This window comes from Providencia sp. LY12 (assembly GCF_057621555.1).
On sequence record NZ_CM172594.1, the window covers coordinates 3,106,973 to 3,132,931 of the forward strand.

Below are 25,959 nucleotides of genomic sequence, written 5' to 3' on the forward strand. Positions count from 1 at the left end.
GGGTTAAGTCAGTATGATTCTATCTACTGCTGATTAAACAGCAGTTTGGAAAATCACACCATCGGCTTTTTCAGTGTACTGATCCAGTCGGTCAAAGTTCAGATAGCGGTATGTATCTTCCGCAGTCTCGTCGACTTTATTCATAAACTGTTGGTACTCAGCTGGCGTTGGTAAGCGACCTAACAGAGAAGCAACTGCGGCTAACTCTGCGGATGCCAGATATACATTCGCCCCTGTACCTAAACGGTTAGGGAAGTTACGAGTCGATGTAGAAACGACTGTCGCACCATCAGCCACGCGTGCTTGGTTACCCATACACAGTGAACAACCTGGGACTTCGATACGCGCTCCGCTCTTACCAAATACGCTGTAATAACCTTCCTCAGTTAATTGCGCTGCATCCATCTTGGTTGGTGGCGCAACCCACAGGCGAGTTGGTAATTGACCTTTATGGGAATCCAGCAGCTTACCTGCCGCACGGAAATGACCAATGTTAGTCATGCAAGAACCAATGAATACTTCATCGATTTTTTCATTCTGAACATCAGACAGTAAGCGCGCATCATCTGGGTCATTTGGTGCACACAGAATTGGTTCCTTGATCTCATTAAGATCAATTTCAATCACTGCGGCATATTCTGCATCGGCATCGCCTTCAAGTAACTCAGGGTTCGCTAACCAGTTTTCCATACCTTTGATACGACGCTCAATGGTACGACGGTCGCCGTAACCTTCTGCGATCATCCATTTCAATAGAACGATGTTAGATTGCAGGTATTCGATGATTGGCGCTTTGTCCAGTTTGATAGTACAGCCCGCTGCAGAACGCTCGGCTGATGCATCCGCTAATTCAAATGCTTGCTCAACTTTCAGCTCAGGAAGGCCTTCAATTTCCAGAATACGACCAGAGAAAATGTTTTTCTTACCTTTTTTCTCAACAGTCAGTAAGCCATCTTTAATCGCATACAGTGGAATAGCATGAACAAGGTCACGTAATGTGATACCCGGCTGCATTTGCCCTTTGAAGCGAACTAATACAGATTCTGGCATATCTAGAGGCATAACACCGGTTGCTGCGGCAAAAGCCACTAAACCAGAACCTGCTGGGAATGAGATACCAATTGGGAAACGGGTATGTGAGTCACCACCAGTACCAACAGTATCTGGCAATAGCATACGGTTTAACCAAGAGTGAATGATACCGTCGCCCGGACGTAGAGAAACCCCACCACGATTCATAATAAAATCAGGCAGCGTATGGTGCGTGGTAACATCGACAGGTTTTGGATAAGCTGCCGTGTGACAGAATGACTGCATGACTAAATCTGCAGAGAATCCTAAACACGCTAAGTCTTTCAGCTCATCACGCGTCATTGGACCCGTAGTATCTTGAGAACCGACAGACGTCATTTTAGGTTCACAGTATTCGCCTGGGCGAATACCTTGGCGACCGCATGCACGACCGACCATTTTTTGTGCTAATGAGTAACCACGATTGCTTTGTGCAACAGGTTTTGCAAGACGGAACATATCCGTTGCACCTAAACCTAATGCTTCGCGTGCTTTTGTGGTTAAGCCACGACCGATAATCAGAGGAATACGACCACCAGCACGAACTTCGTCGATTAACACATCCGTTTTTAATTCGAATGTTTCTAACAATTCGTTAGTTTCGTGATTACGAACTTCACCTTTATATGGATAGATATCAATCACATCGCCCATATTCAGCTTTGATACATCCACTTCAATTGGCAGTGCACCCGCATCTTCCATTGTGTTAAAGAAGATAGGGGCAATTTTACCGCCCAGCACCACACCGCCGCCACGTTTGTTAGGCACGAATGGAATATCATCGCCCATAAACCATAAAACGGAGTTCGTTGCTGATTTACGAGAAGAACCCGTACCGACAACGTCACCCACATAAGCCAGTGGGAAACCTTTTTTATTCAGTTCTTCGATCTGTTTAATTGGACCTACACTACCTGCTTCATCAGGAACGATACCATCACGCGCGTTTTTCAGCATTGCTAAAGCATGCAGAGGGATATCTGGACGTGACCATGCATCTGGTGCAGGAGATAAATCATCGGTGTTTGTTTCGCCAGTCACTTTAAATACAGTCACTGTCATTTTTTCAGCTAATTCAGGACGTTCGTTGAACCAATCGGCATTCGCCCATGATTCAATCACTTGCTTAGCATGTGCATTTCCCGCTTTCGCTTTTTCTTCGACATCGTAGAAGTTATCGAACATGAGTAGAGTATGGGAAAGTGCTTTCGCTGCGATGGCTGCCAATTTGGCATCATCAAGAGCTTCGATTAGTGCGTGAATATTGTATCCGCCCTGCATGGTACCAAGCAGTTCAGTAGCTTTTTCAGGGGAGATCAGAGGGGAGGATGTTTCGCCTTTTGCGATCGCGGCTAAAAATCCAGCTTTAACGTACGCTGCTTCATCGACACCCGGTGGAACACGGTTGGTCAGCAGGTCTAACAAGAAATCTTCTTCACCTTTGGGTGGGTTTTTCAGTAACTCGACTAGTGCAGCTACTTGTGACGCATCTAATGGCTTAGGGACAATCCCTTGAGCGGCACGCTCGGCTACGTGCTTACGGTATTCTTCTAGCACGACGTTCTCCTCGCTTCTTTGTTATTTATATACCCGGCTGTCTGCACCATCCTGAAAAAAATTATCATCCGGTGCCAGGTCAGAGGAATTTGCTCACATAATCTCAATGGCGATAAAATTATGTCCAGCTTCGGGCAATCAGCATAGCAGAATTTAAACGTAATGTTAATTCATTCACAAGAAAGTAACATTCTTCTGCTAACTTAACCCATTAACAAACTTTATAGGGCAATTTTTAAGCTTGAAACATCATAATCCATTATAAACATCCATTAAGACCCTACTTTTTATAATCCATTTCATGGCTGAAAGCACTCTAATTAGTGTCTTTTTTCATCCCTTATCACAAATTATATTTAATAACTCATTTTTACTTATCTGACTAATTGATAAGGCAAATCATTGCGATTGGTTTAAAATTTTTTAACGGATTTTATGGGGTTTATTGGTCTTTTTAGTTCAACCAGATTACTGAGGGGAAGCAATAAAAAAGAGCCTATGAAAATCTAGGCTCTGGGTCAGAAATAGATAATGTGAATTAGTTAGGTTCTTTTTCAGCTAAGTAGCGAAGAATCGCTGAGATATTTTTTAAATTGTAGCGGACTAAAATGTCTTTTTCTTTAGCCTCGCATAGCATCTTATAGTCATCTTCTAGTTGCCCTATATCTAGCTGCTGTGGGTCATTATAAATGTTATAAAGAGATTCAGATGGTACGTTCCAATAAAAATCAGAATCTAGCTTAATACTCTCGATTCCATGCTTTTTCATTTCATCGAAGATTATATTGATTGCATCCTTAAGCACATTGAGGTCGATATTCATAAATTATCCTTTTTTAATTTTATCTATATTTTCTTTAAATATTTTAATTTCGTGCTCTAAATGCCTAATCCGACCATTAATAATTTTTTGTCTAGCTATGATATTTGGAGCATTTTTTAAGTAACCTAGATTATCAAATGCGTCAGGATTACGCCTGTAGGCAGCCAATTTCTCTTCATGTAATCTAACTTGCTCCCTAAGCGAATGAATAGATCGATTATCAGAAATACTCAATTTCTTGCCGCTAATGTTAGCACCATCTGGATCCCATTCGGGAGGTGTACCTGAACCAGTACCACCTAATTCTACTTTATCTGAATTTGAAAGTTCTTTTCCAAGATTGGGATCTTTAGCTGCCTTATCCAAATCCGATGCACAAGCAAGTCCAAAGGTACATTCAAATGTTTCTGCTAGTTTATCGCCAGCCGCATTAAGTTTGTTTTCAATTGCTTGAGCAAAATTTGTATCCATCCTTGTTTTTTCATCAGATACTGAGTTTCCATTGTGCACAGGGATTATCGGTGTTGGCATTGTTAAAATACTGCTTTTTTCAATGCTAATTTTAATGTTTCTTAATTCATTTTCATTAGACTGAATTTCTTTTGTTAATTGAGTATGTCTTTCCTGAGTTTCTAGCAGATGATTTCTTGCTGATAATTCTGCTTTTCTCTCAATAGCATTATAAAAAGGTTGAGGATCAAAAAAATTTAATTTTGGTATATCTACAGGGCTATCACCAAAATCATCCGAAAGTAAGCGATCTCTATCTTGTATTGAACTAAATTTAATATTTGCAGTGATATTAAGATTTGGTGATTTAAAAACCCATTGATAATTACATGGGTATTTCTTCGGATCAGTCAAAAACTTCCATTCATAACTTTTTTCTAAATTACTTTTTTCTTCTTTTAGCACCTTTATTCTATTTGAGATCTCCTGATGATTTAATTCTAGTTTTTCTTGAGGAGACAGTTCCTGTGGTGATGGTAATGGCGTGTTTACTGCCTCCTCTGATGCTACCTTTTCTCGATTTACATCTCTATCTCTAGATATCTCCGGTTTATAATTATCATTCTCTATAATTCTTGTAATAGTTTTCAAATGGTCATATTGCTCATTTATACTATTATTAAAAGCATAATCGCCATTAAAAAGATCATCATTCGTTACATCAGTAAAATTAAAAGGGACTGGATTGGCATAAACAGTCATTGTATCTATATAGAGCATAATTAACATCCTTGTTGTTATTTAAAAACAGCAAAGAAGTTAAATTTAAAATTTTTTATAGTCAACTGAGTGTAAATATCAAAATTATAGCCATTATAATGTTTATATAATTAATAAAATAAGCTAATACTATTTATTAATTAAAATAAAAAAGACCAAAACATTTCTGCTTTGGTCTTTAATTCGCTTATTTTTTGCTAAAAAAGAAAATTATTTTTTCTTTTTCGCTTTCGCGTTTGGTAAGTCAGTGATGCTACCTTCGTAGATCTCTGCCGCCATACCAATTGATTCATACAGTGTCGGGTGAGCATGGATGGTTAATGCTAAATCTTCAGCATCACAGCCCATTTCGATTGCCAAACCGATTTCGCCCAGTAATTCACCACCGTTAACACCAACAACCGCACCACCGATAATACGGTTAGATTGCTTGTCAAAAATCAGCTTAGTCATACCTTCAGAGCAGTCAGATGCGATTGCACGACCTGATGCAGCCCATGGGAATGTTGCTGTTTCGTAGCTGATGTTTTTCTCTTTCGCTTCTTTCTCAGTTAAACCAACCCATGCAACTTCTGGCTCAGTATAAGCGATTGATGGAATCACTTTAGGATCGAAGTAGTGTTTCAGACCAGAGATAACTTCTGCTGCAACGTGACCTTCGTGAACACCTTTATGAGCCAGCATTGGTTGACCAACGATGTCACCGATAGCAAAGATGTGCGGCACGTTTGTACGCATTTGTTTATCAACATGGATGAAACCACGATCATCAACTTCAACGCCAGCTTTACCTGCGTCTAAGTTCTTACCGTTAGGTACGCGACCGATAGCCACTAACACGGCGTCATAACGTTGTGGTTCAGCTGGTGCTTTTTTACCTTCCATTGAAACGTAGATACCATCTTCTTTCGCTTCAACAGCAGTCACTTTAGTTTCTAACAGTAAGTTGAATTTCTTGCTGATTTGCTTAGTGAATACTTTAACCACGTCTTTATCCGCAGCTGGGATAACTTGGTCAAACATTTCAACCACATCAATTTGTGAACCCAGTGCATGGTATACAGTACCCATCTCAAGACCGATGATACCACCACCCATTACCAGCAGACGCTCTGGAACTTCTTGCAGTTCTAATGCATCTGTTGAATCCCAAATACGTGGATCTTCATGAGGAATAAATGGCAACTGAATTGGACGTGAACCCGCAGCAATGATCGCATTATCAAAGTTGATAGTGGTGCTGCCGTTTTCGCCTTCAACAACCAGTGTATTCGCGCCAGTAAATTTACCCAGACCGTTAACTACGTTAACTTTACGGCCTTTCGCCATACCCGCTAAGCCGCCGGTCAGTTGAGTAATCACTTTTTCTTTCCACAGACGAACTTTGGAAATGTCAGTTTTTGGCTCGCCAAATACGATACCGTGTTCAGCTAATGCTTTAGCTTCTTCGATAACTTTAGCAACGTGCAGTAATGCTTTAGAAGGGATACAACCAACGTTCAAACAAACTCCACCAAGAGTTGAGTAACGTTCTACCAAAACAGTTTCTAAACCTAAGTCAGCGCAACGGAATGCCGCAGAATAACCTGCTGGGCCTGCACCAAGCACAACGACTTGGGCTTTAATTTCAGTACTCATCATGACCTCTTTTTGTTTTGTCCAGCGGGGCCGCCGAATAAACGAATTTTCCACTGGTAAAGTACACACCGCAAGCAGTTTACAGAATTGTTAACATCCTGAAAAGGCTGAATACGTGACGTAACTCCCAACCTTTCGTTGCAACAGCGAAAAACTCTGCCCCAGCCTAAATAAAACAGACCGGTCAATTGACCGGTCTTATTAGTTACATTACCAGACGGCGAATATCGCTCATCAGTTGTCCAACTAAAGTGATGAAGCGCGCACCATCAGCACCATCAATCACACGGTGGTCAAATGACAGAGACATAGGAAGCATTAGGCGTGGAACAAACTCGCTACCATTCCAAACTGGTTTGATAGAAGAGCGAGACAGACCCATAATTGCCACTTCCGGTGCATTCACAATCGGTGCAAAACCGGTAGTTCCGATACCACCTAAGCTAGAGATAGTGAAGCAACCGCCTTGCATGTCAGCAGCGGTCAGTTTACCTGCACGTGCTTTCTTAGACACTTCGCCCAGCTCACGAGATAACTCCATAATGCCTTTTTTGTTCACGTCTTTGAAAACAGGAACAACTAAGCCATTTGGCGTATCTACAGCGATACCGATGTTGATATATTTTTTCAGGAACAGACGCTGAGCATCTTCTGAAATAGAGCTGTTGAAGCGTGGCATTTCTTCCAGAGCACGAGCAACCGCTTTCATTACGAAGACCAATGGAGTGATTTTCACATCCAGTTTTTTCTTCTCAGCTTCTTTGTTCTGCTGCTTACGGAACTCTTCAACTTCAGTGGTATCCACTTCTTCCATCAGAGTTACGTGCGGGATCATGACCCAGTTACGGCTCAGGTTAGCGCCAGAAATTTTCTGGATACGACCCAGCTCAACTTCTTCAACTTCACCAAATTTGCTGTAATCAATTTTCGGCCATGGAAGCATACCCGGTAAACCACCGCCAGCTGCTGCTGGTGCTTCTGCACGTTTAATTGCATCTTTAACGTAAGCTTGAACGTCTTCACGTAAGATACGACCTTTACGGCCTGTACCTTTCACTTTCGCTAAGTTCACGCCAAATTCGCGAGCTAAACGACGAATTACTGGTGTTGCGTGAATATACGCATCGTTCTCAACAAATTCATTTTTGCTGTCAGCTGCTTTAGCTGGCGCAGAGGCTACTGGTGCGGCTGCTGGAGCTGCAACTGGTGCAGAAGCAGGAGCTGCTGTAGGTGCAGGTGCTGCACCCGCAACTTCAAAAGTCATAATCAGGGAGCCAGTTTTGACTTTATCACCAGTCGCAATCTTAATCTCTTTAACTGTACCTGCGAATGGTGCCGGTACTTCCATTGATGCTTTGTCGCCTTCAACGGTGATTAAAGATTGTTCAGCAGTTACGGTGTCGCCAACTTTTACCATGACTTCGGTAACTTCAACTTCATCACCACCGATATCTGGTACGTTAACGTCTTTGATTGCCGCTGCTGCTGGTGCCACAGCGGATGCTGCTGGAGCAGAAACCGCTGCCGCAGGCGCTGCGCCTGCAACTTCGAATACCATGATCAGCGAGCCAGTTTTCACCTTATCGCCAGTCGCAATCTTAATCTCTTTAACTGTACCTGCGAATGGTGCCGGTACTTCCATTGACGCTTTATCGCCTTCAACGGTAATCAGAGATTGTTCAGCCGTGATTGCATCACCTACTTTAACCATGATCTCAGTGACTTCAACTTCATCACCACCGATATCTGGTACAGCAACTTCTTTCAGTGCTGCAGTAGCAGGAGCAGCTGGTGCCGCCACTGGAGCCGCAGGCGCTGCTGCTGGTGCAGATGCACCTTCTGCTGAATCAAAAATCATGATTAATTTGCCAGTAGTAACTTTGTCACCCACTGCAATTTTAATCTCTTTAACCACACCCGCTTGTGGAGATGGGACTTCCATAGACGCTTTATCACCTTCAACAGTGATGAGCGATTGCTCTGCTTCTACTTTATCACCAACTTTTACCATGACTTCGGTGACTTCAACTTCATCAGCACCGATATCTGGCACTTGGATTTCAATAGACATTGATTATTACCTCTTATGCCAAACGTGGGTTAACTTTATCTGGGTTGATGTTGTATTTTTTAATCGCTTCTTCAACGACTTTAACATCAATCTCACCACGTTTAGCCAATTCACCTAACGCTGCAACGATGACATACGTTGTATCCACTTCGAAGTGGTGACGCAGGTTCTCACGGCTGTCAGAACGACCGAAACCGTCAGTACCTAATACACGGTACTCACTGGCTGGAACATAAGTACGGATTTGTTCAGCGAACAGTTTCATGTAGTCAGTCGATGCAACAGCAGGTGCATCATTCATGACTTGCGCTACATAAGGTACGCGTGGCGTTGCTGATGGGTGCAGCATGTTCCAACGCTCACAGTCTTGACCATCACGCGCCAATTCAGTGAATGAGGTTACGCTGTATACGTCAGAACCAATTCCGTATTCCGCAGCCAAGATATCGGCAGCTTCACGAACGTGGCGCATCATAGAACCAGAACCTAATAACTGCACTTTACCTTTCTTGCCTTCTACTGAAGCCAGTTTATAGATACCTTTACGGATACCTTCTTCAACGCCTTCTGGCATTGCGTGCATGTGATAGTTCTCGTTCAGAGTCGTGATGTAGTAGTACACGTTCTCTTGTTTTTCACCATACATACGCTCTAAACCGTCTTGCATGATAACCGCAACTTCATAAGCGTAAGCTGGGTCATAAGAAATACAGTTAGGGATAGTCAGTGATTGAATATGGCTATGACCATCTTCGTGCTGTAAGCCTTCACCGTTCAGTGTTGTACGACCAGAAGTACCGCCAATCAGGAAGCCACGAGCTTGTTGGTCACCTGCTGCCCACATTAAGTCACCAATACGTTGGAAACCAAACATAGAGTAGTAAATATAGAATGGGATCATAGGCAGGTTGTTAGTGCTGTATGATGTTGCAGCCGCTAACCATGAAGAGCCTGCACCCAGTTCGTTGATACCTTCTTGCAGGATCTGACCTTTAGAGTCTTCTTTATAGTAAGCAACTTGCTCACGATCTTGCGGTGTATATTGCTGACCTTTCGGGCTATAGATACCAATTTGACGGAATAGACCTTCCATACCGAAAGTACGTGCTTCGTCAGCGATGATTGGTACTAAACGCTCTTTGATTGAGTTGTTTTTCAACATGACATTCAGTGCACGGACGAATGCGATTGTTGTTGAAATCTCTTTAGATTGTTCTTCCAGTAATTGACTGAAATCTGACAGAGCTGGAATTTCCAGTTTTTCATCAAATTTAGCGCGACGAGCTGGTAAATAACCACCCAGAGCTTGGCGACGTTCGTGCAGATATTTGTATTCTTCAGAATCTTTATCGAAAGTGATTAATGGCAGTTTTTCGATTTGATCATCAGCAACTGGCACATTGAACTGATCACGGAAGTGGCGAACGCCGTCCATGTTCATTTTCTTAACTTGGTGAGCAATGTTTTTACCTTCTGCTGTTTCACCCATACCATAACCTTTGATGGTTTGAGCTAAAATAACAGTTGGTTTGCCTTTGGTTTCTTGTGCTTTTTTGAATGCTGCATATACTTTCTTCGGATCGTGACCACCACGGTTCAGCGCCCAAATTTCGTCATCAGTCATATCTTTCACTAATGCAGCCGTTTCTGGATAACGGTTGAAGAAGTGTTCACGCACGTATGCACCATCGCGTGATTTAAATGTTTGATAGTCACCGTCAAGGGTTTCGTTCATCAATTGAACCAATTTGCCGGTCGTATCTTTACGCAGCAGTTCGTCCCAACGGTCGCCCCACATAACTTTGATAACTTGCCAGCCAGCACCACTGAAGATGCCTTCTAATTCATTAACGATTTTACCGTTACCTGTTACTGGGCCATCAAGACGTTGCAGGTTACAGTTAATAACGAAGACTAAGTTATCTAACTTATCGCGAGTTGCGATAGTAATTGCACCTTTAGATTCTGGCTCATCCATCTCACCATCACCTAAGAACGCATAAACACGCTGTGCTGAAGTATCTTTCAGACCGCGGTTATCCAAATATTTTAAGAACTTAGCTTGGTAGATAGCATTGATTGGACCCAGACCCATCGATACGGTTGGGAACTGCCAGAAATCAGGCATTAATTTAGGATGCGGATAAGAAGACAGACCATTGCCACCAATTTCTTGACGGAAATTATTCATCTGCTCTTCAGTTAAGCGGCCTTCTAAGAATGCACGTGCATAGATACCAGGGGAGATATGGCCTTGGAAGAAGACTAAGTCACCACCGTCATTATTGTTATGAGCACGGAAGAAGTGGTTGAAGCAAACTTCATATAAAGTTGCGGAAGACTGGAATGATGCCATATGACCACCCAGTTCTAAATCCTTTTTAGATGCACGCAGAACGGTCATTACAGCGTTCCAGCGAATTGCAGAACGGATACGGCGTTCTAAATCCATGTTACCAGGGTATGCAGGTTCATCTTCAACAGCAATTGTGTTGATATAATCAGAACTACCAGATGCACCAGCGGCAATGTTAACACCGCCTTTACGTGCTTCGCTTAATACCTGTTCGATAATAAACTGTGCACGATCAACACCTTCTTCACGGATGACCGATTCAATCGCCTGTAGCCAGTCGCGAGTTTCAATCGGATCCACGTCATTTTTTAACATATCTGACATGGTGTATTCCTTATCTGTTATCTATTTTATATGGTTATGTGGAGCCTATCTTCCTGCCATTTTCTTCATGTTAATGAAAACAGCGGGAAGATAGGCCCTGATGTAGTTGCCGCTTTATCTCTAACTAAGAGTACTCACAGTAATGTAGACGCAGCAGTCAGGATCTACACTACCAATTTTAAATCTGGTCTAGATCTGGATGTTGCTGTAAGCGACGTAGTGAACGCTCTCGGCGAGTCTGCTCACGCCCAATGTCCAGCAGCAAATCTTCAATAAAAGCAAGATGTCGATGAGACGCTTCTCTCGCTTTTTCCGGTTCCCTTGCGACAATAGCAGAAAAAATCTGTTCTCTATGCTCGCTTACTGCGTTGTACATCTCTTTACGGGTATATAGGAACTCAAAATTCTGGCGGATATTTTGCTCTAACATAGGGATCATGCAACGTAGCAAATGTAACAGCACTACATTATGAGCAGCTTCCGTTACAATCAGTTGATACTGTAATACCGCATCTGATTCCGCGTTAAGATCACCACTTTTCTGAGCTGATTTAATCAACTCATAACTTTGGCGAATACGCTCTAAATCTTCTTCCGTACCACGTAATGCCGCATAGTAAGCAGCGATGCCTTCTAATGCATGACGCGTTTCAAGAAGATCTAATTGAGATTCTGGGTTACCAGCAAGTAATTCGGTCAATGGGTCACTAAAACTTTGCCACATCTGTTTTTGTACAAATGTGCCACCACCTTGACGACGAGATAGAAGACCTTTAGCTTCTAAGGTTTGAATAGCTTCACGCACTGATGGCCTTGAGACATCAAATTGCTTAGCAAGTTCACGTTCAGGAGGCAGCTTTTCGCCGGGGCGTAAAGTCCCCTCGAATATGAGATGCTCAAGCCGTTGCTCGATTACATCTGATAACTTTGGTTGGCGAATTTTACCGTAAGTCATAATCTGCCATTTTCATAGTGAGTAATTATTGATTATCTAGTACCCAGTGTTAATTGGTCATACCAATTATTTTATGGCTTAATAAAGTAACAAAGTATTCACTATCTGTCCATAAAGACCTTGAGCTAAATCATAAAATCCTGCAAGTTTTAACGATTTATTTTAAAAAAAGCATTAATTAATAACCAAGCCTTGATTAAACAACACACAAATTTAACAAAAAATATGACTTTTTATGCCATTAAAATTAAAACTGAACCGTTACAGCTTACCAATTTTCGCATATATAATCACAGAATGTGAATACAGACTCAAAGGGTAAACATTATGCACATTTTTATAAAAAAACGCCATGACCATAGTTAATGATTTGTTAAATTCATAGTTAGCAAAAATATACTTACGTAATTAATCATATGAAAACTGCATACCAATGGTAAAAAAATATCCCGTAAATATTCAGTACAATTCAATAATCATGAATGTATGTTCAAAAGACGATGCTATTTATGTAGTCATTTATTTTTAGGGGGGAAGACTTAAAATCTGTCGACCTCCCCCTTATCTTTGTAGCCTCTCGGTCTAGCAGCTTAAATTAGCTCAGACTGGCTTTCAGATTCAATGAATCGCATTGAGAGATCTAATGCCTGAATGTGTTTCGTCAATGCGCCTACTGAGATGAAATCAATACCTGTCAATGCAAACTCTCTAATCGTTTTATCTGTCACATTTCCTGATACTTCTAAAGCAGCCTTGCCATCCGTGAGAACAACGGCATCTTTCATCATGTCAGTCGTAAAGTTATCAAGCATAATAATATCCGCCTGAGCTTTGAGAGCTTGTAACAGCTCTTCTAGATTTTCGACCTCTACTTCGATAGGGACATCTGGGTGTGCTTGGCGAGCAAGCGAGACAGCTCGGGAAACTGATCCCGCTGAAATAATATGATTTTCTTTAATTAGATAAGCATCAGACAACCCTAATCGGTGGTTATATCCGCCCCCCATGAGTACTGCGTACTTTAATGCGCTCCGCAAACCTGGGATAGTTTTACGGGTATCTAATAATTTAGTTCGAGTCCCTTCAAGAAAAGCGACATACTTTGCTGTCACTGTAGAAACCGAAGATAGCGTTTGCACAAAATTCAATGCAGTTCTTTCTCCAGTGAGTAGAATTTGAGAAGGCCCTCGCATCTCGCATAATACTTGATCTGGTGAAACCTTATCGCCGTCTTGGACCTTCCAATTCACCTTAACTTTATCACCGAGTTGGTAAAAAACTTCTTCTAGCCATTTTTGCCCACAAAAAACACCCTCTTCACGAGTAATGATTCGAGCTGTAGCTTGGGAAGCTTCATTTAATAGCTGCCCTGTAACATCCCTTTTATAATCAACTATCTGACCGAGATCCTCTTTTAGAGCAACATTGACCATAAAAGGAATATCGGTAATCAACCTTGCCATTAACAGTTTGCGTCTTTCTTGTTCATCATAGCGTCGTGTAGTCATTATTTACTCCAAAATATGCACCCGTATGGATCTCAACTATGCTAATCTTTCTTAATTACGGGTACTTACAAAAAAGAAAAGAGCATACTATGGATACTGATATGAAAATACATGATGGTTGGCTAAATAATGTGACTCATATCCCTTCCCCGCATCATGATGACCGCCCTGAGAGTGAAGAACCTTCACTTCTCGTCATTCACAATATCAGTCTTCCACCAGGACAGTTTGGTGGCCCTTATATTAACCAGCTTTTTACTGGTACTTTAAATCCAGCAGAACACCCTTTTTTCGATGAAATTAAGCATCTACGTGTTTCAGCCCATTGCCTCATCCGTCGTAATGGCGAAATCATTCAATATGTTCCTTTCAACAAGCGTGCATGGCATGCGGGGCAATCCAATTATCAAGGACGAGAAAAATGTAACGATTTTTCTATTGGCATTGAACTTGAAGGTACGGATTATGAAGCCTTCACCGAAGCTCAATATATAACGTTAGCCAAGCTCACTAAGTTACTGATAGCTGAATTCCCTCAGATCGAACAGAATATTGCAGGCCATAGCGATATTGCACCCCATCGAAAAACTGACCCAGGTCCTTATTTTGATTGGCAGCACTATAAAAATGCACTCTAAGCTTTGCCAATTGATAATTTTACGAATCATCCGCCTATTATCTTAGCTAATGAGGGTAACCACCCCATTAGCCCTCTTTCTGATATGCCTCTATTTATACCTGTCTGACAAACTCATTTTTATTAGAAAAAACATTCTTGATATATTTTTGCGAGAGCGCTCGAAATAAAATGAGACAACTCACCATTTGCAAGATCACTTTACAAAGCCACTCGTAACCTGAATTTTCAATTAGTATTTTCACTAAAAATATCTTTTATGATGGAACCTCACACTATCAGAGAGGTTTTACTTATGGATCAGAAAGGATTTTCCTTAATCGAAATAATGGTTGTTATCGCAATAATTTCAATACTCAGTGCCGTTGCTATACCAGGCTATCAAAGCTATATGCAAAAAGCAGCCATGACCGATGTACTACAAACTATCTTGCCTTATAAAAACAGCATAGAGCTGTGCAGCTTTAACCAAGGCCTTTTAGCCAAATGTAATTCAGGAAAAGAAGATATACCGAGCAATATAAAAGGAAAGTACCTAAAACAGATTGATGCAAAAGCTGGCGTCATTACCTTTGTTGGTGACAAAACCTTAACTGGTCTTACGGGTATATTGACACCTACCAGCTCAACAGCCACATCGCCATTTTCATGGAGTATCAGTTGCCAAGCTGATACTAATGCAGATCTAAAAAAACTTTGTGAAAAAACACTGAGCTTCTAATTAAGGGATTAACATGCGCACATCTAGGGAAAGCCATTATATTTTCAAAGAACTCAAAGTGCTTTGTGACAAAAACTATATTGTGATTATCGATTACAACGAAAAAAGATTATCTATAGCCACGATAGAAAAACCCAATGATAATTTATTATCCACATTACGTTTTATTGCCAGCGTACCTGTTTGTTATGAAATATGGGCTAAAGAAAAAATTGATCATTATTTCAATCACCATGCTTTAGAAATCAATGAAGATGAAAATGCTTATCCGACTAACACTATTGAACCTATCAACGTGCCATCTCCTGCCGTTGATTTTGTCGATGATTTATTAAAGATGGCGGTAAGAAAGCGAGCATCTGATATTCACCTTGAACCAACCAAGCATAGCCTAAAAATTCGCCTTAGAGTGGATGGGAAACTCTACGTTATTCCTTCACCACCACATGAAATAAGCAATGAGGTTATTGCTCGAATAAAAATATTGTCAAAAATGAATATTGCGGAAAAAAGAATCCCTCAGGATGGGCAAATGAACTGGAGCCTTGAGCGTAAAAACTTTAGCATCCGTCTTTCCAGCATGCCCACACTTCATGGTGAAAAATTAGTTCTGAGATTATTAAATACACAGTTGAAATACTCTCTCGAACAAATTGGAATGTGCCCGACTTTATTACCCCTACTAAAAAGCACATTACAAAAACCGCAAGGATTGATTCTCGTGACAGGCCCCACGGGTAGCGGTAAAACTGTCACACTTTATAGTGCACTGGAATACCTTAATCAAACATCAAGAAATATATCTACCATTGAAGACCCTATTGAGATCCCCCTAGGGGGGATCAATCAAACACAGGTACACGAAAAATATTCACTTACTTTTGCTTTTATTCTTCGTGCGCTCCTTCGACAAGATCCTGACGTGATTATGATTGGTGAAATTAGAGACGAAGAAACAGCTCAAATAGCGGCTCGAGCTGCACAAACAGGTCATCTTGTTCTCTCAACACTCCATACTAATTGTACCGTTAGCGCCATTACACGTATGGAACAACTAGGCGTTGACAGAAACCAGCTTCAATCCTGTTTAAAAATGGTTATCGCTCAGCGATTAGTTAGAAAACTTTGCACATACTGCAAACAAGAAACGGCACGCATTACACCGATAAACTCAATACAGAATATTAGCGAATATCACTCTACAGGATGCGAACACTGTTTTTCAGGATTTATGGGGCGTACCGCAATTTATGAACACCTAGATCAAACACAACTCGACTTTCTATTAAAAGACAATGGTAAATTAACTGATAATTTCAAAAGTCTATTTCAGGCAAGCCTTGAGCGAGTTGAAGCTGGAGAAACAACATTACAAGAAGTTTATTCTGTTATAGGACAAGGAGAGTAAATTAATGTTTGTATATCATTACACTTCACTTGAAAATAATTCGTATGTAACTGATAGCTTAGTAGCAAAAAACAAGCAACAAGCTTTCTTAGAGATAATTAAACGAGGTCAAACGCCAATATCAATAAAATTGAAATCTATATTTATATTGGACATGGAAAATTTAAACTACAGAATTCATTTTTTTCATCAGCTAAATATACTATCTTCCTCAGGAATTAGTTTATTAAAATGCTTTCAATTACTTCAACTTAATTGTCATTTACCTTTTTGGAAGAACCTCATTAACCAAGCGATCAATGATCTAGAAAAAGGTATTAACTTTATTAAAAACCTAGAAAAGCATCCGTATATTTTTAACAGTACAATAATTAGCTTGATCGTAATCGCCGAAAAGACAGGAAAATATGATGAAAGCTTTTTGATTATCAAAAACATGCTTGAACATAACCAGAAAACATCAATCTTAATAAAAAAAGCCCTACGTTATCCAGTTACCCTCGTAGGATTTTCAAGCCTATTACTTATCATCATGCTAGTTTTCGTCATTCCTCAGTTCGTTGAAATTTACGAAAGCTTTCAACAGGAATTACCCGCTATAACAAGAGTGGTCATTATAATATCAAATACTCTGATTGATAATATTCAGTGGATACTGTTAATACTGATCTCAACTATCTTTTTATTTATTAAATATAAATCCTTTACATTCAAAAAACTGATTCTATTAATGCAATATTTCCCTTATATCAATAACATCATCAAAGCCAAAAATTTGAACATCTACTTTTTAACATTATCTTCCACATTAAAATCAGGATTACCTCTCTTGGAATGCCTTGATTGCTCAACTAAAACGATAGGGCATCATAAATATAAGAAAGAATGCCATGAAATTTATCACGCCATCCTTAGAGGAGCCTCACTATCTGATGCAATGAAAAATACACAACTTTTTCCAAAACTAGCAATTCAGCTAATTTCTTTGGCAGAAGAATCTGGCAAGCTAGAATATTTTACATTATATTTATTTAAGTATTACTCACAGCAATATAAGACTATTACAGAGCATCACCTTAAGAACCTTGAACCTATATTACTCTTATTTATAGCTATCATTATCTGCCTAATAATGTTTGCAATGTATTTACCAATATTTAAATTAGGCTCAGTCATCTCTGGAATGTAACTTATTTCCTAAAGAAAATAGTTTAATTTGGATAGTAAAAATAGATTGGAATCACACATATATCCATAACATGATAACTTGACTCAATTGTATACAGACAAATTAAAACTTTCAGTGTAACCTGACTTATTTCCCGTGAACTAATGAATCATTTATGTCTTATATAGTTGCCCTCACAGGGGGGATAGGAAGCGGTAAAACAACCGTTGCCAACGAATTTGCTAAACTTGGGGTACCCCTTGTTGATGCTGATATCATCGCACGCCAAGTGGTTGAACCTAATACCCCTGCATTGATCAGCATTCAGCAGCACTTTGGTCAAAACGTGTTAAACCATGATGGCACCTTAAATAGAGGTTTTTTACGGTCAGTTGTTTTTTCCGAACCAAAAGAAAAAGCGTGGCTAAATGCACTGCTTCATCCTTTGATACAACAAGAAACACAGAAACAACTTCAGCAGGTTAACTATCCTTATGTTTTATGGGTAGTCCCCCTGCTTATTGAAAATAAAATTTCGCATTTAGCAGATCGTGTTCTTGTCGTAGATGTAACAAGAGAAGAGCAAATAGAGAGAACCATCAAACGCGATGATACTAACCTAGAGCATGTTATTAATATATTAAATGCTCAAGCATCTCGAGAAGAAAGGTTGTCGTATGCTGACGACACCATCACTAATCATACAAATAATACTGAGCTGCCAAATAGAGTTGCAGAACTACACAAACAATACCTAGCACTTGCAGCACAAAAAGAATAGGAATGAGCATGAGCGAAAAAATCGAAACGACTTTGGTTACTTATGAATATCCAATGAATGAAAAAATTCGTTCTTGGCTGCGGCTTGAAACATTATTAATGCAAATCTATGAACAGAGCCATATCACTTCCTACTCTTCTGGAATCGCTTTTTTCCGCTCTGTTTCTGAACTGATTGAAATTTTGGATAGAGGTGAAGTTCGTACTGATCTGATCAAAGAACTCGAAAAACAAAAAAGTAGGCTACTCAGTTGGGCCGATGCCCCAAATGTTGATAAAACATTAATCACCTCTCTTTTAAATGACCTAACACCAAAAATAAGCTGTTTAATGTCCGCACCTCGATTTGGTCATCAGCTACGTAACGATAAAATTATTAGTATGGTTCGCCAACGCCTCAGTATTCCCGGTGGATGCTGTAGCTTTGATTTGCCCACCCTTCAACTGTGGCTAAATATTCCTCAATCAGATAGAGATAATGAAATCAAAAGCTGGCTAAATAGCTTAGATCCTCTGCAAGATGCCTTACAAGCCGTGTTATCACTAATCCGTCAAAATGGAAGTTTTGAATCTGCCGAATCTCACAATGGTTTCTTTCAAGGTAATGTCGAAGGAAAAGAGCTTTTACGTATTAAGTTATCGCCAGAGCATTTGATATACCCTCAAATTTCAGGGCATAAAACGCGTTTTGCCTTACGTTTTCTTCATATCGATAGCGAGAATGGTATACTCCCAGACGTAATTCGTTTTCAGTTAGCCTGTTGTTAGTTTGAGAGTCCATGTATGAATGAAATTATTGAAGTCAATTGTCCGACTTGCCAAAAAGTCGTGACTTGGAATGAATCCAGCCCTTTCCGTCCATTTTGCAGTAAGAGATGTCAATTGATTGATCTAGGCGAGTGGGCCGCAGAAGAAAAACGCATTGAAAGCCAAGGTGATATTTCCGATAGCGATAATTGGAGTGAAGCACCTGAGCATTAATTCCACTTTATCTGTGTTGATAATGAAAATAGCCAAATATCTGCATTAGGCTATTTTCATCTTCATTACTAACGACTTGCTGTTATGCGTTCTTCGTTAGCATATCAACAATCACGCGATTAGCCGGTGGAAACTCTTCAGCGACTAAGCTTTGCTGCTCAACCCAACGTGATTTTTGCCCTTCTTTTCCATAGGGATCATTTTCCCAGTCTGAAACCATAAAGAAGTAGAGCGTAATAAATCTATCGTCAAATTCATGATCAACTTGATGGAATAAATCACAGTCAATCACCGCAATACCCACTTCTTCTTCCAATTCGCGGATCAGTGCGTCCTTCGGGTCTTCCCCTTTTTCTAGCTTCCCACCAGGAAATTCCCAAAACCCAGCCATGTGAGTACCTTCAGGTCGCTGAGTAATAAAAATATGTTGCTGAGAATTACGAATGATCCCAGCGGCAATATGCAGATGTTTTTTTTCCATAATTTCTTCACTAAAAAGGCGGGTTTCCCCGCCTTTATTGATTATTTACTGAATTCTAAATTAGTTTAAGCGGCCGTGGCACTGCTTGTATTTTTTACCAGAACCACAAGGACATGGATCATTACGACCAATTTTATTACCTTGGGTTGCAATCTTCGCTTCTGCTTCTGTCATTAGAGATTCAGCTTCTGCCTCATGGCTTAAATGCTGTTTCTTCGCCAGACGTTCAGCTTCTTCACGACGTTGTTGCTCTAACGCTTCAACCTCTTCCGGTAAACGTACTTGTACTTTTGACAAGGTACTGATCACTTCATATTTCAATGCTTCCAACATATTGGCAAACATACTGAAGGATTCACGCTTGTATTCTTGTTTTGGATCTTTTTGTGCATAACCACGTAAATGGATACCTTGACGTAAATAGTCCATGGAAGCCAAATGCTCTTTCCATAATGTATCCAGCGTTTGCAACATAACGCCTTTTTCGAAATTACGCATGGCTTCAGAGCTAACGATTTCTTCTTTACGTTGGTAAATTTCAATCGCTTTTTCCATGATACGCTCACGCAAGGTTTCTTCGTGAAGTTCAGGCTCTTTGTCTAACCACTCTTGAATTGGTAAGTCGAGGTCAAAATCGTTCACTAAACGTTTTTGCAAACCATCAATGTCCCACATTTCTTCAAGTGATTGAGGCGGAATATATGCATCAATAATAGTGGTAAATACATCTTCACGAATGCTGTCTACGGTTTCTTTAATATCGCCGCCATCCAGCAATTCATTACGCTGAGTATAGATAGCACGACGTTGGTCACTTGCCACATCATCATACTCAAGTAATTGTTTACGAATATCAAAGTTACGGCTTTCAACTTTACGCTGTGCGTTAGCAATTGCTTTTGTGACCCAAGGGTGTTCAATAGCTTCGCCCGGTTTCATACCCAGTTTTTTCATCATGCCCGTTACACGGTCTGATGCGAAGATACGCATTAAAGCATCTTCCATTGATAGATAGAAACGTGATGAACCAGCATCACCTTGACGTCCCGCACGACCACGTAACTGGTTATCGATACGGCGAGATTCATGGCGCTCTGTACCGATGATATGTAAACCACCAGCAGCTAACACTTCATCGTGACGAATTTTCCAGTTCGCTTTGATTTCATCAATTTGTTCTTGCGTTGGGTTCTCTAACGCAGCCACTTCTGACTGCCAGCTTCCCCCTAACATGATATCGGTACCACGACCCGCCATGTTAGTTGCGATGGTTACAGCGCTTTTTTGCCCCGCGTTAGCAATAATGTCAGCTTCCATTGCGTGGAATTTCGCATTCAAGACGTTATGAGCAATTTTTGCTTTAGTCAGCGCATGAGAAATTAATTCAGATTTTTCAATCGAAATAGTACCAACCAGAACTGGCTGACCTTTGGCGGTTTTATCACGGATATCTTCAATAATTGCTTCAAATTTGTCTGCTTCAGTCATATAGACTAAGTCAGGCATGTCTTTACGAACCATTGGACGGTTAGTTGGGATAACAATCGTATCCAGCTTATAGATTGAGCTAAATTCGAATGCTTCGGTATCCGCAGTACCGGTCATACCCGCTAGTTTTTCGTATAAACGGAAATAGTTCTGGAAAGTAATCGATGCCAATGTTTGGTTTTCATTATGGATCTCAACACCTTCTTTTGCTTCAACAGCTTGGTGCAGACCATCAGACCAACGGCGCCCTTCCATTGTACGGCCAGTATGCTCGTCGACAATGATAACTTGGTTATCTTTAACAATATAATCAACATCACGAGTAAACAGCGCGTGGGCACGTAAACCCGCCATGACGTGGTGCATCAGCATGATGTTTGATGGTGAATAAAGCGATTCACCTTCATCCATTAAACCTGCTTTTGCTAGTAATTCTTCAACAAGAACTAGACCGCGTTCTGTGATTGTTACCTGACGAGATTTTTCATCAACAGAGAAGTGACCTTCGCCTTGGAAAGTGTCCGAGTCTTCTTTTTCTTGGCGAACTAATTTCGGGATCAGTTTATCCACTTTAATATACAGGTCTGAGCTATCTTCCGCAGGACCAGAAATGATCAGTGGCGTACGCGCTTCATCGATAAGAATGGAGTCCACCTCATCCACTAATGCGTAATGCAATTTACGTTGAACGCGATCTTCAGGGCTAAATGCCATGTTGTCACGTAGATAGTCGAAACCAAACTCATTGTTGGTACCGTAAGTAATATCTTCCGCATAAGCTTGGCGCTTAGCAGGTGGAGCCATACCCGATAAGTTAATACCAACGGTTAAGCCTAAAAACTCGAATAATGGACGGTTATTTTCCGCATCTCGTTTTGCTAGGTAGTCGTTCACCGTAACAACGTGAACCCCTTTGCCTGATAATGCGTTAATGTATGCTGGCAGCGTTGCAGTTAATGTTTTACCTTCACCTGTACGCATTTCTGCGATGCAGCGCTCGTTCAGTACCATACCACCGATTAACTGAACGTCGAAGTGACGCATACCGAAGACACGTTTACTTGCTTCACGCACTGTCGCAAACGCTTCAGGGATCATATTTTCAATACTTTCGCCTTGTTTTAAACGCTCACGAAATTCTACGGTTTTGGCTTTCAGCTCGTCATCCGATAATTTCTCAAACTCAGGCTCTAGCTTGTTAATTTTTTCCACTTCTTTACGCAGACGGCGCAGAGTACGGTCATTACGGCTACCAAATACTTTGGTTAATAATTTAGTTAACATATTTTTTCTCAGGTAAATCAATTAATTATTTGAATCGATGATTTTTGACACGATGAGAAACGCCCCAATGGTAGGCTTAACATCGTTAAATGGATTTAAGCAAAAAAGGGTCCAGCCCGAATGCCGTGTACCTGAGCAACCCAAATCGCGGGCTGATAAACAGTAAAGAGAGGGTAGATATGTTCGCTAGCTTGAGTCGTTGCCACATCCCATTGTAAAGATCGCTGCGCTAACATTGCGTACAGCGTATCTAACATTAATTGAGGGGCAAATAGCGTCTCTTTTTGTAGCTTACTTTTATCGGTATCTTCATCTTCTGTAGCTGAAAAGGCAAAAGTCAGTTGGCGGATAACATTACGTACCGCATGCTGCTGCCAGTAATTGACGGAGTAAGAAGATGAGGATGAAGAGCGTTGAGAATTCTGCTGAGCAAATAAGTTATCGAAAGCATTTACAGCTTGGCTTTGTCGATTGGCTGGCGCAGAATTAACTTGAGCCTGCTGAGATTCTGATAAGGCATTTAAAATTGTAGGCAAGCCAACACCCGTAGCCACAACACCTAATAACAGGTGGGACCAGAAGTATCGTCTACCTAAATGTCGCCAAAAATTTAAAATGCCCATCAAACTCTTATATAATTTATAGATTAAAGTATGATTCCCAATTATGTTCTGACATCTTTAGCAATCGCGTAAAATGAGAGTTCACAATGAGAGATAGTCATCCACAGGCACTTTTCGATGTTCTCGAAGAGTCTCTGGCAAAAACATCAAACACTTTACAAACTATTCAGCGAAATGCAAAAGCTATTCTAAAATTGAATCGTGTTGTAAAAAGTTTGCTGCCAGCGGAAATTAAACCCATGTGTCGGGTGGCAAACTACCGTAATAACATTATGGTTATCGAAGTGGCTAATGCCAGTTGGATGACCCGCCTTAACTATGAAAAAATAAACCTTCTTTCAGCGCTAAGGTCGTCTATTCTACCATCTTTATCTTCCATCGACATCAGAATCAACCCCGATCTTATACGAAAATCTAAGCAAAATAGCTCATTGAATAAGCAATCAGTGAATCAAAAAGAAAATCGCAATCAAAGAAAGATTAGTACGCAAACCGCAGAGCAGTTATTACGATTAGCGAAAAAGAGTCCGAAGGGATTAAAAGAGAAGTTTGAGCGGCTGGCTGCATTAGCCGGAGAGAGTACTAATGCAACCAACAGAAAAGGCTAACTCTGACTGGCAGAGATAGCCGCATAATAGAAACTATTATGCGAATACAGTCGAAGGCGCTTTGAATGCCAGAGGTAATTCAGCTTCGTCTTCAAAGGTGACCAGATCCCAAGCAGATTCTTTAGCCAGAACCGCTTGCAGCAATTTGTTATTCAGTGCGTGACCCGATTTGAATGCAGTGAATGCACCAATAATGTTATGTCCACACATGAATAAGTCACCAATTGCATCGAGCATTTTGTGACGAACGAATTCATCTTCAAAGCGTAAACCATCTTCGTTGAGTACTTTATAGTCATCAACGACGATAGCACAGTCAAAACTACCGCCTAAGCATAGGCCTTTCGATTGCAGATATTCAATGTCACGCATGAAACCGAAGGTACGCGCGCGGCTAATTTGGTTTACAAAAGATTCCGCAGAGAAATCCATTGCATAGCGTTGCGTGCTGCTATCAATTGCAGGATGTTGAAAATCAATAGTGAAATCAAGGCTAAAGCCATTGTATGGGGACATTTCTGCCCACTTATCACCATCTTCAACACGTACAGTTTCTTTAATGCGTAAGAATTTCTTCGCACAATTTAATTCTTCAATACCGCCATCTAGCAGTAAGAAAACAAACGGTGCAGCACTGCCATCCATAATCGGGATTTCAGGCGCATTGACTTCAATAACAATGTTATCGATGCCTAATCCTGCTAAAGCAGCATTCAAATGTTCAACCGTCGAAATACGTACGTTATCTTCGTTGACTAAGCAAGTACATAACATCGTATCGCGAACTGATTTCGCATCTGCCGGAAAATCTACCGGTGGATTAAGGTCAGTACGACGGTAGATGACCCCGGTATTGGCCGGTGCCGGACGTAAAGTAAGCGTAACTTTCTTGCCGGTATGTAAACCAACACCAGTCGCTTTAATAATACGTTTAAGTGTCCGTTGTTTGATCATCGTATTTTCTCGCAATGTTATAAGTCCTACTGGCTATCTTAATTGATAACCAGTAGAAAATTTTAGCACAAAAAGCGGAAAAACCAATCTAATTAAAAATTAATCGGCCTGTTTACGCAAGAAAGCTGGGATATCTAAGTAATCCGGCTCTTTATTTACTTGTGTATTTTGGTCGTTAACGGCTTTTGCAGCTGGTTTTTCATCATTTAATGAAGACATGCTATTTTGCATTTGCTGATAGCGTTGCTCCATAGAAGCTTGCTGAGACATTTTATTGCTCACTAAAGTAATTTCTGGACGTTTGTCCATACCAATACCAGTAGCAACAACAGTCACGCGCAATTCTTCATGCATTTCTGGGTCTAAAGAGGTACCGATTACGACAGTCGCATTATCTGATGCGAATGCACGAATGGTATTACCCACTGTTTCAAACTCATCCAAGCGCAGGTCAAAACCAGCAGTGATGTTGACCAGAACACCGCGCGCACCAGACAGGTCGATATCTTCCAGAAGTGGGCTAGAAATTGCCATTTCAGCAGCTTCTTCCGCTCTATCTTCACCACGAGCGACACCTGAACCCATCATCGCGTAGCCCATTTCTGACATCACAGTACGTACGTCAGCAAAGTCCACGTTCATTAAGCCTGGGCGAGTGATCAGCTCAGCGATACCTTGAACTGCACCTTTTAATACGTCGTTAGCCGCACCAAAAGCATCCAGTAAAGAGATACCACGACCAAGTACTTTCAGTAACTTGTCGTTAGGGATAGTGATCAGCGAGTCAACGTGCTTAGACAGCTCAGTGATACCCGCTTCCGCGAATGCCATACGCTTTTTGCCTTCGAAATTGAATGGCTTAGTCACGACCGCAACGGTGAGGATACCTAATTCTTTAGCCACTTCAGCAACGACTGGCGCTGCCCCCGTACCAGTACCACCGCCCATGCCTGCAGCGATGAACACCATATCTGCGCCATCAAGAGCATTGCGCAGTGCTTCACGGTCTTCTTCTGCCGCATTACGGCCGACTTCTGGGTTTGCACCCGCACCCAGACCTTTAGTAATACCGGTACCGATCTGAATGGTTTGTCCGACTGCGGTTTTACGCAGGGCTTGTGCGTCGGTGTTGACTGCGAAGAATTCAACACCCTCGATGCGCTCGCGTACCATGTGTTCAACGGCATTTCCGCCGCCGCCGCCAACGCCGATGACTTTAATCACCGCATCGTTGGTTAGCTCCATTGGTTCAAACATAATGTCTCTCCGTTTTGTGCTTACTATTGAAGC

21 protein-coding genes are annotated in these 25,959 nt (G+C 41.0%); 8 read left to right on the forward strand and 13 right to left on the reverse strand.

Going from position 1 to position 25,959, the window contains the following annotated elements:
- Positions 1-33: 33 nt before the first annotated feature.
- The 8 genes from acnB to nadC form a co-directional block, all read right to left on the reverse strand.
- Positions 34-2,631 (reverse strand): bifunctional aconitate hydratase 2/2-methylisocitrate dehydratase, encoded by a 2,598-nt coding sequence (acnB, locus tag ACY3ZI_RS15000; protein ID WP_211886274.1) that lies wholly within the window; start codon positions 2,629-2,631, stop codon positions 34-36.
- A gap of 538 nt (positions 2,632-3,169) precedes the next feature.
- Positions 3,170-3,454, reverse strand: a complete 285-nt coding sequence (locus tag ACY3ZI_RS15005; protein WP_487375448.1) for a hypothetical protein — start codon at positions 3,452-3,454, stop codon at positions 3,170-3,172.
- 3 nt (positions 3,455-3,457) lie between these two features.
- Positions 3,458-4,684: an adhesin gene (locus tag ACY3ZI_RS15010; protein ID WP_487375449.1), complete on the reverse strand. Its 1,227-nt coding sequence runs from the start codon at positions 4,682-4,684 to the stop codon at positions 3,458-3,460.
- Positions 4,685-4,894: 210 nt separating this feature from the next.
- On the reverse strand, positions 4,895-6,322 hold the full coding sequence (lpdA, locus tag ACY3ZI_RS15015) for a dihydrolipoyl dehydrogenase (RefSeq protein ID WP_036951171.1): 1,428 nt from the start codon (positions 6,320-6,322) through the stop codon (positions 4,895-4,897).
- Between the two features lie 205 nt (positions 6,323-6,527).
- Positions 6,528-8,393, reverse strand: coding sequence for a pyruvate dehydrogenase complex dihydrolipoyllysine-residue acetyltransferase (gene aceF, locus ACY3ZI_RS15020; protein WP_108478274.1), 1,866 nt, complete (start codon positions 8,391-8,393; stop codon positions 6,528-6,530).
- 13 nt (positions 8,394-8,406) lie between these two features.
- Complete coding sequence (gene aceE / locus ACY3ZI_RS15025; protein WP_211886278.1) at positions 8,407-11,073, reverse strand: pyruvate dehydrogenase (acetyl-transferring), homodimeric type; 2,667 nt, start codon at positions 11,071-11,073, stop codon at positions 8,407-8,409.
- Positions 11,074-11,251: 178 nt separating this feature from the next.
- Positions 11,252-12,028 (reverse strand): pyruvate dehydrogenase complex transcriptional repressor PdhR, encoded by a 777-nt coding sequence (gene pdhR, locus ACY3ZI_RS15030; protein WP_154602546.1) that lies wholly within the window; start codon positions 12,026-12,028, stop codon positions 11,252-11,254.
- A 590-nt stretch (positions 12,029-12,618) separates the two neighbouring features.
- Positions 12,619-13,536, reverse strand: a complete 918-nt coding sequence (gene nadC / locus ACY3ZI_RS15035; protein ID WP_211886280.1) for a carboxylating nicotinate-nucleotide diphosphorylase — start codon at positions 13,534-13,536, stop codon at positions 12,619-12,621.
- A gap of 101 nt (positions 13,537-13,637) precedes the next feature.
- On the opposite strand from nadC, the gene ampD reads away from it, so the two are divergent.
- The 7 genes from ampD to yacG all read left to right on the forward strand — a co-directional run bounded on the left by ampD (position 13,638) and on the right by yacG (position 19,231).
- Entirely contained in the window at positions 13,638-14,174 is a 537-nt protein-coding gene (gene ampD, locus ACY3ZI_RS15040) for a 1,6-anhydro-N-acetylmuramyl-L-alanine amidase AmpD (RefSeq protein ID WP_249215517.1), read from the forward strand.
- Between the two features lie 294 nt (positions 14,175-14,468).
- The gene (gene ppdD / locus ACY3ZI_RS15045; protein ID WP_487375450.1) at positions 14,469-14,894 is read left to right on the forward strand and encodes a prepilin peptidase-dependent pilin; all 426 of its coding nucleotides are present in this window, start codon (positions 14,469-14,471) and stop codon (positions 14,892-14,894) included.
- Between the two features lie 13 nt (positions 14,895-14,907).
- On the forward strand, positions 14,908-16,302 hold the full coding sequence (locus ACY3ZI_RS15050) for an ATPase, T2SS/T4P/T4SS family (RefSeq protein ID WP_487375451.1): 1,395 nt from the start codon (positions 14,908-14,910) through the stop codon (positions 16,300-16,302).
- A 4-nt stretch (positions 16,303-16,306) separates the two neighbouring features.
- Complete coding sequence (locus ACY3ZI_RS15055; RefSeq protein ID WP_211886287.1) at positions 16,307-17,491, forward strand: type II secretion system F family protein; 1,185 nt, start codon at positions 16,307-16,309, stop codon at positions 17,489-17,491.
- 154 nt (positions 17,492-17,645) lie between these two features.
- On the forward strand, positions 17,646-18,251 hold the full coding sequence (coaE, locus tag ACY3ZI_RS15060) for a dephospho-CoA kinase (protein ID WP_211886289.1): 606 nt from the start codon (positions 17,646-17,648) through the stop codon (positions 18,249-18,251).
- Between the two features lie 8 nt (positions 18,252-18,259).
- The gene (zapD, locus tag ACY3ZI_RS15065; protein ID WP_211886291.1) at positions 18,260-19,018 is read left to right on the forward strand and encodes a cell division protein ZapD; all 759 of its coding nucleotides are present in this window, start codon (positions 18,260-18,262) and stop codon (positions 19,016-19,018) included.
- 15 nt (positions 19,019-19,033) lie between these two features.
- Entirely contained in the window at positions 19,034-19,231 is a 198-nt protein-coding gene (gene yacG / locus ACY3ZI_RS15070) for a DNA gyrase inhibitor YacG (protein ID WP_132495795.1), read from the forward strand.
- A gap of 82 nt (positions 19,232-19,313) precedes the next feature.
- Here yacG and mutT read toward each other — a convergent pair whose 3' ends face one another.
- The 3 genes from mutT to secM all read right to left on the reverse strand — a co-directional run bounded on the left by mutT (position 19,314) and on the right by secM (position 23,107).
- Positions 19,314-19,712: an 8-oxo-dGTP diphosphatase MutT gene (gene mutT / locus ACY3ZI_RS15075; protein WP_211886292.1), complete on the reverse strand. Its 399-nt coding sequence runs from the start codon at positions 19,710-19,712 to the stop codon at positions 19,314-19,316.
- Positions 19,713-19,772: 60 nt separating this feature from the next.
- Positions 19,773-22,484: a preprotein translocase subunit SecA gene (secA, locus tag ACY3ZI_RS15080; protein WP_036951189.1), complete on the reverse strand. Its 2,712-nt coding sequence runs from the start codon at positions 22,482-22,484 to the stop codon at positions 19,773-19,775.
- Positions 22,485-22,579: 95 nt separating this feature from the next.
- Positions 22,580-23,107: a secA translation cis-regulator SecM gene (secM, locus tag ACY3ZI_RS15085; protein ID WP_154600046.1), complete on the reverse strand. Its 528-nt coding sequence runs from the start codon at positions 23,105-23,107 to the stop codon at positions 22,580-22,582.
- Between the two features lie 86 nt (positions 23,108-23,193).
- On the opposite strand from secM, the gene ACY3ZI_RS15090 reads away from it, so the two are divergent.
- Positions 23,194-23,715, forward strand: a complete 522-nt coding sequence (locus ACY3ZI_RS15090; protein ID WP_211886293.1) for a DUF721 domain-containing protein — start codon at positions 23,194-23,196, stop codon at positions 23,713-23,715.
- Positions 23,716-23,751: 36 nt separating this feature from the next.
- Here the strand turns inward: ACY3ZI_RS15090 and lpxC are convergent, their stop codons facing one another.
- Positions 23,752-24,669, reverse strand: coding sequence for a UDP-3-O-acyl-N-acetylglucosamine deacetylase (gene lpxC, locus ACY3ZI_RS15095; RefSeq protein ID WP_006660764.1), 918 nt, complete (start codon positions 24,667-24,669; stop codon positions 23,752-23,754).
- Positions 24,670-24,768: 99 nt separating this feature from the next.
- Positions 24,769-25,926: a cell division protein FtsZ gene (gene ftsZ / locus ACY3ZI_RS15100; RefSeq protein WP_036951193.1), complete on the reverse strand. Its 1,158-nt coding sequence runs from the start codon at positions 25,924-25,926 to the stop codon at positions 24,769-24,771.
- Positions 25,927-25,959: the final 33 nt, after the last annotated feature.

What these genes read in the sequence shown, in the direction of transcription:
- ACY3ZI_RS15005 (WP_487375448.1), bottom strand. Translation starts at nt 3,454, where the DNA reads ATGAATATCGACCTCAATGTGCTTAAGGATGCAATCAATATAATCTTC.
- ACY3ZI_RS15010 (WP_487375449.1), bottom strand. Translation starts at nt 4,684, where the DNA reads ATGCTCTATATAGATACAATGACTGTTTATGCCAATCCAGTCCCTTTT.
- lpdA (WP_036951171.1), bottom strand. Translation starts at nt 6,322, where the DNA reads ATGAGTACTGAAATTAAAGCCCAAGTCGTTGTGCTTGGTGCAGGCCCA.
- aceF (WP_108478274.1), bottom strand. Translation starts at nt 8,393, where the DNA reads ATGTCTATTGAAATCCAAGTGCCAGATATCGGTGCTGATGAAGTTGAA.
- aceE (WP_211886278.1), bottom strand. Translation starts at nt 11,073, where the DNA reads ATGTCAGATATGTTAAAAAATGACGTGGATCCGATTGAAACTCGCGAC.
- pdhR (WP_154602546.1), bottom strand. Translation starts at nt 12,028, where the DNA reads ATGACTTACGGTAAAATTCGCCAACCAAAGTTATCAGATGTAATCGAG.
- nadC (WP_211886280.1), bottom strand. Translation starts at nt 13,536, where the DNA reads ATGACTACACGACGCTATGATGAACAAGAAAGACGCAAACTGTTAATG.
- ampD (WP_249215517.1), top strand. Translation starts at nt 13,638, where the DNA reads ATGAAAATACATGATGGTTGGCTAAATAATGTGACTCATATCCCTTCC.
- ppdD (WP_487375450.1), top strand. Translation starts at nt 14,469, where the DNA reads ATGGATCAGAAAGGATTTTCCTTAATCGAAATAATGGTTGTTATCGCA.
- ACY3ZI_RS15050 (WP_487375451.1), top strand. Translation starts at nt 14,908, where the DNA reads ATGCGCACATCTAGGGAAAGCCATTATATTTTCAAAGAACTCAAAGTG.
- ACY3ZI_RS15055 (WP_211886287.1), top strand. Translation starts at nt 16,307, where the DNA reads ATGTTTGTATATCATTACACTTCACTTGAAAATAATTCGTATGTAACT.
- coaE (WP_211886289.1), top strand. Translation starts at nt 17,646, where the DNA reads ATGTCTTATATAGTTGCCCTCACAGGGGGGATAGGAAGCGGTAAAACA.
- zapD (WP_211886291.1), top strand. Translation starts at nt 18,260, where the DNA reads ATGAGCGAAAAAATCGAAACGACTTTGGTTACTTATGAATATCCAATG.
- yacG (WP_132495795.1), top strand. Translation starts at nt 19,034, where the DNA reads ATGAATGAAATTATTGAAGTCAATTGTCCGACTTGCCAAAAAGTCGTG.
- mutT (WP_211886292.1), bottom strand. Translation starts at nt 19,712, where the DNA reads ATGGAAAAAAAACATCTGCATATTGCCGCTGGGATCATTCGTAATTCT.
- secA (WP_036951189.1), bottom strand. Translation starts at nt 22,484, where the DNA reads ATGTTAACTAAATTATTAACCAAAGTATTTGGTAGCCGTAATGACCGT.
- secM (WP_154600046.1), bottom strand. Translation starts at nt 23,107, where the DNA reads ATGGGCATTTTAAATTTTTGGCGACATTTAGGTAGACGATACTTCTGG.
- ACY3ZI_RS15090 (WP_211886293.1), top strand. Translation starts at nt 23,194, where the DNA reads ATGAGAGATAGTCATCCACAGGCACTTTTCGATGTTCTCGAAGAGTCT.
- lpxC (WP_006660764.1), bottom strand. Translation starts at nt 24,669, where the DNA reads ATGATCAAACAACGGACACTTAAACGTATTATTAAAGCGACTGGTGTT.
- ftsZ (WP_036951193.1), bottom strand. Translation starts at nt 25,926, where the DNA reads ATGTTTGAACCAATGGAGCTAACCAACGATGCGGTGATTAAAGTCATC.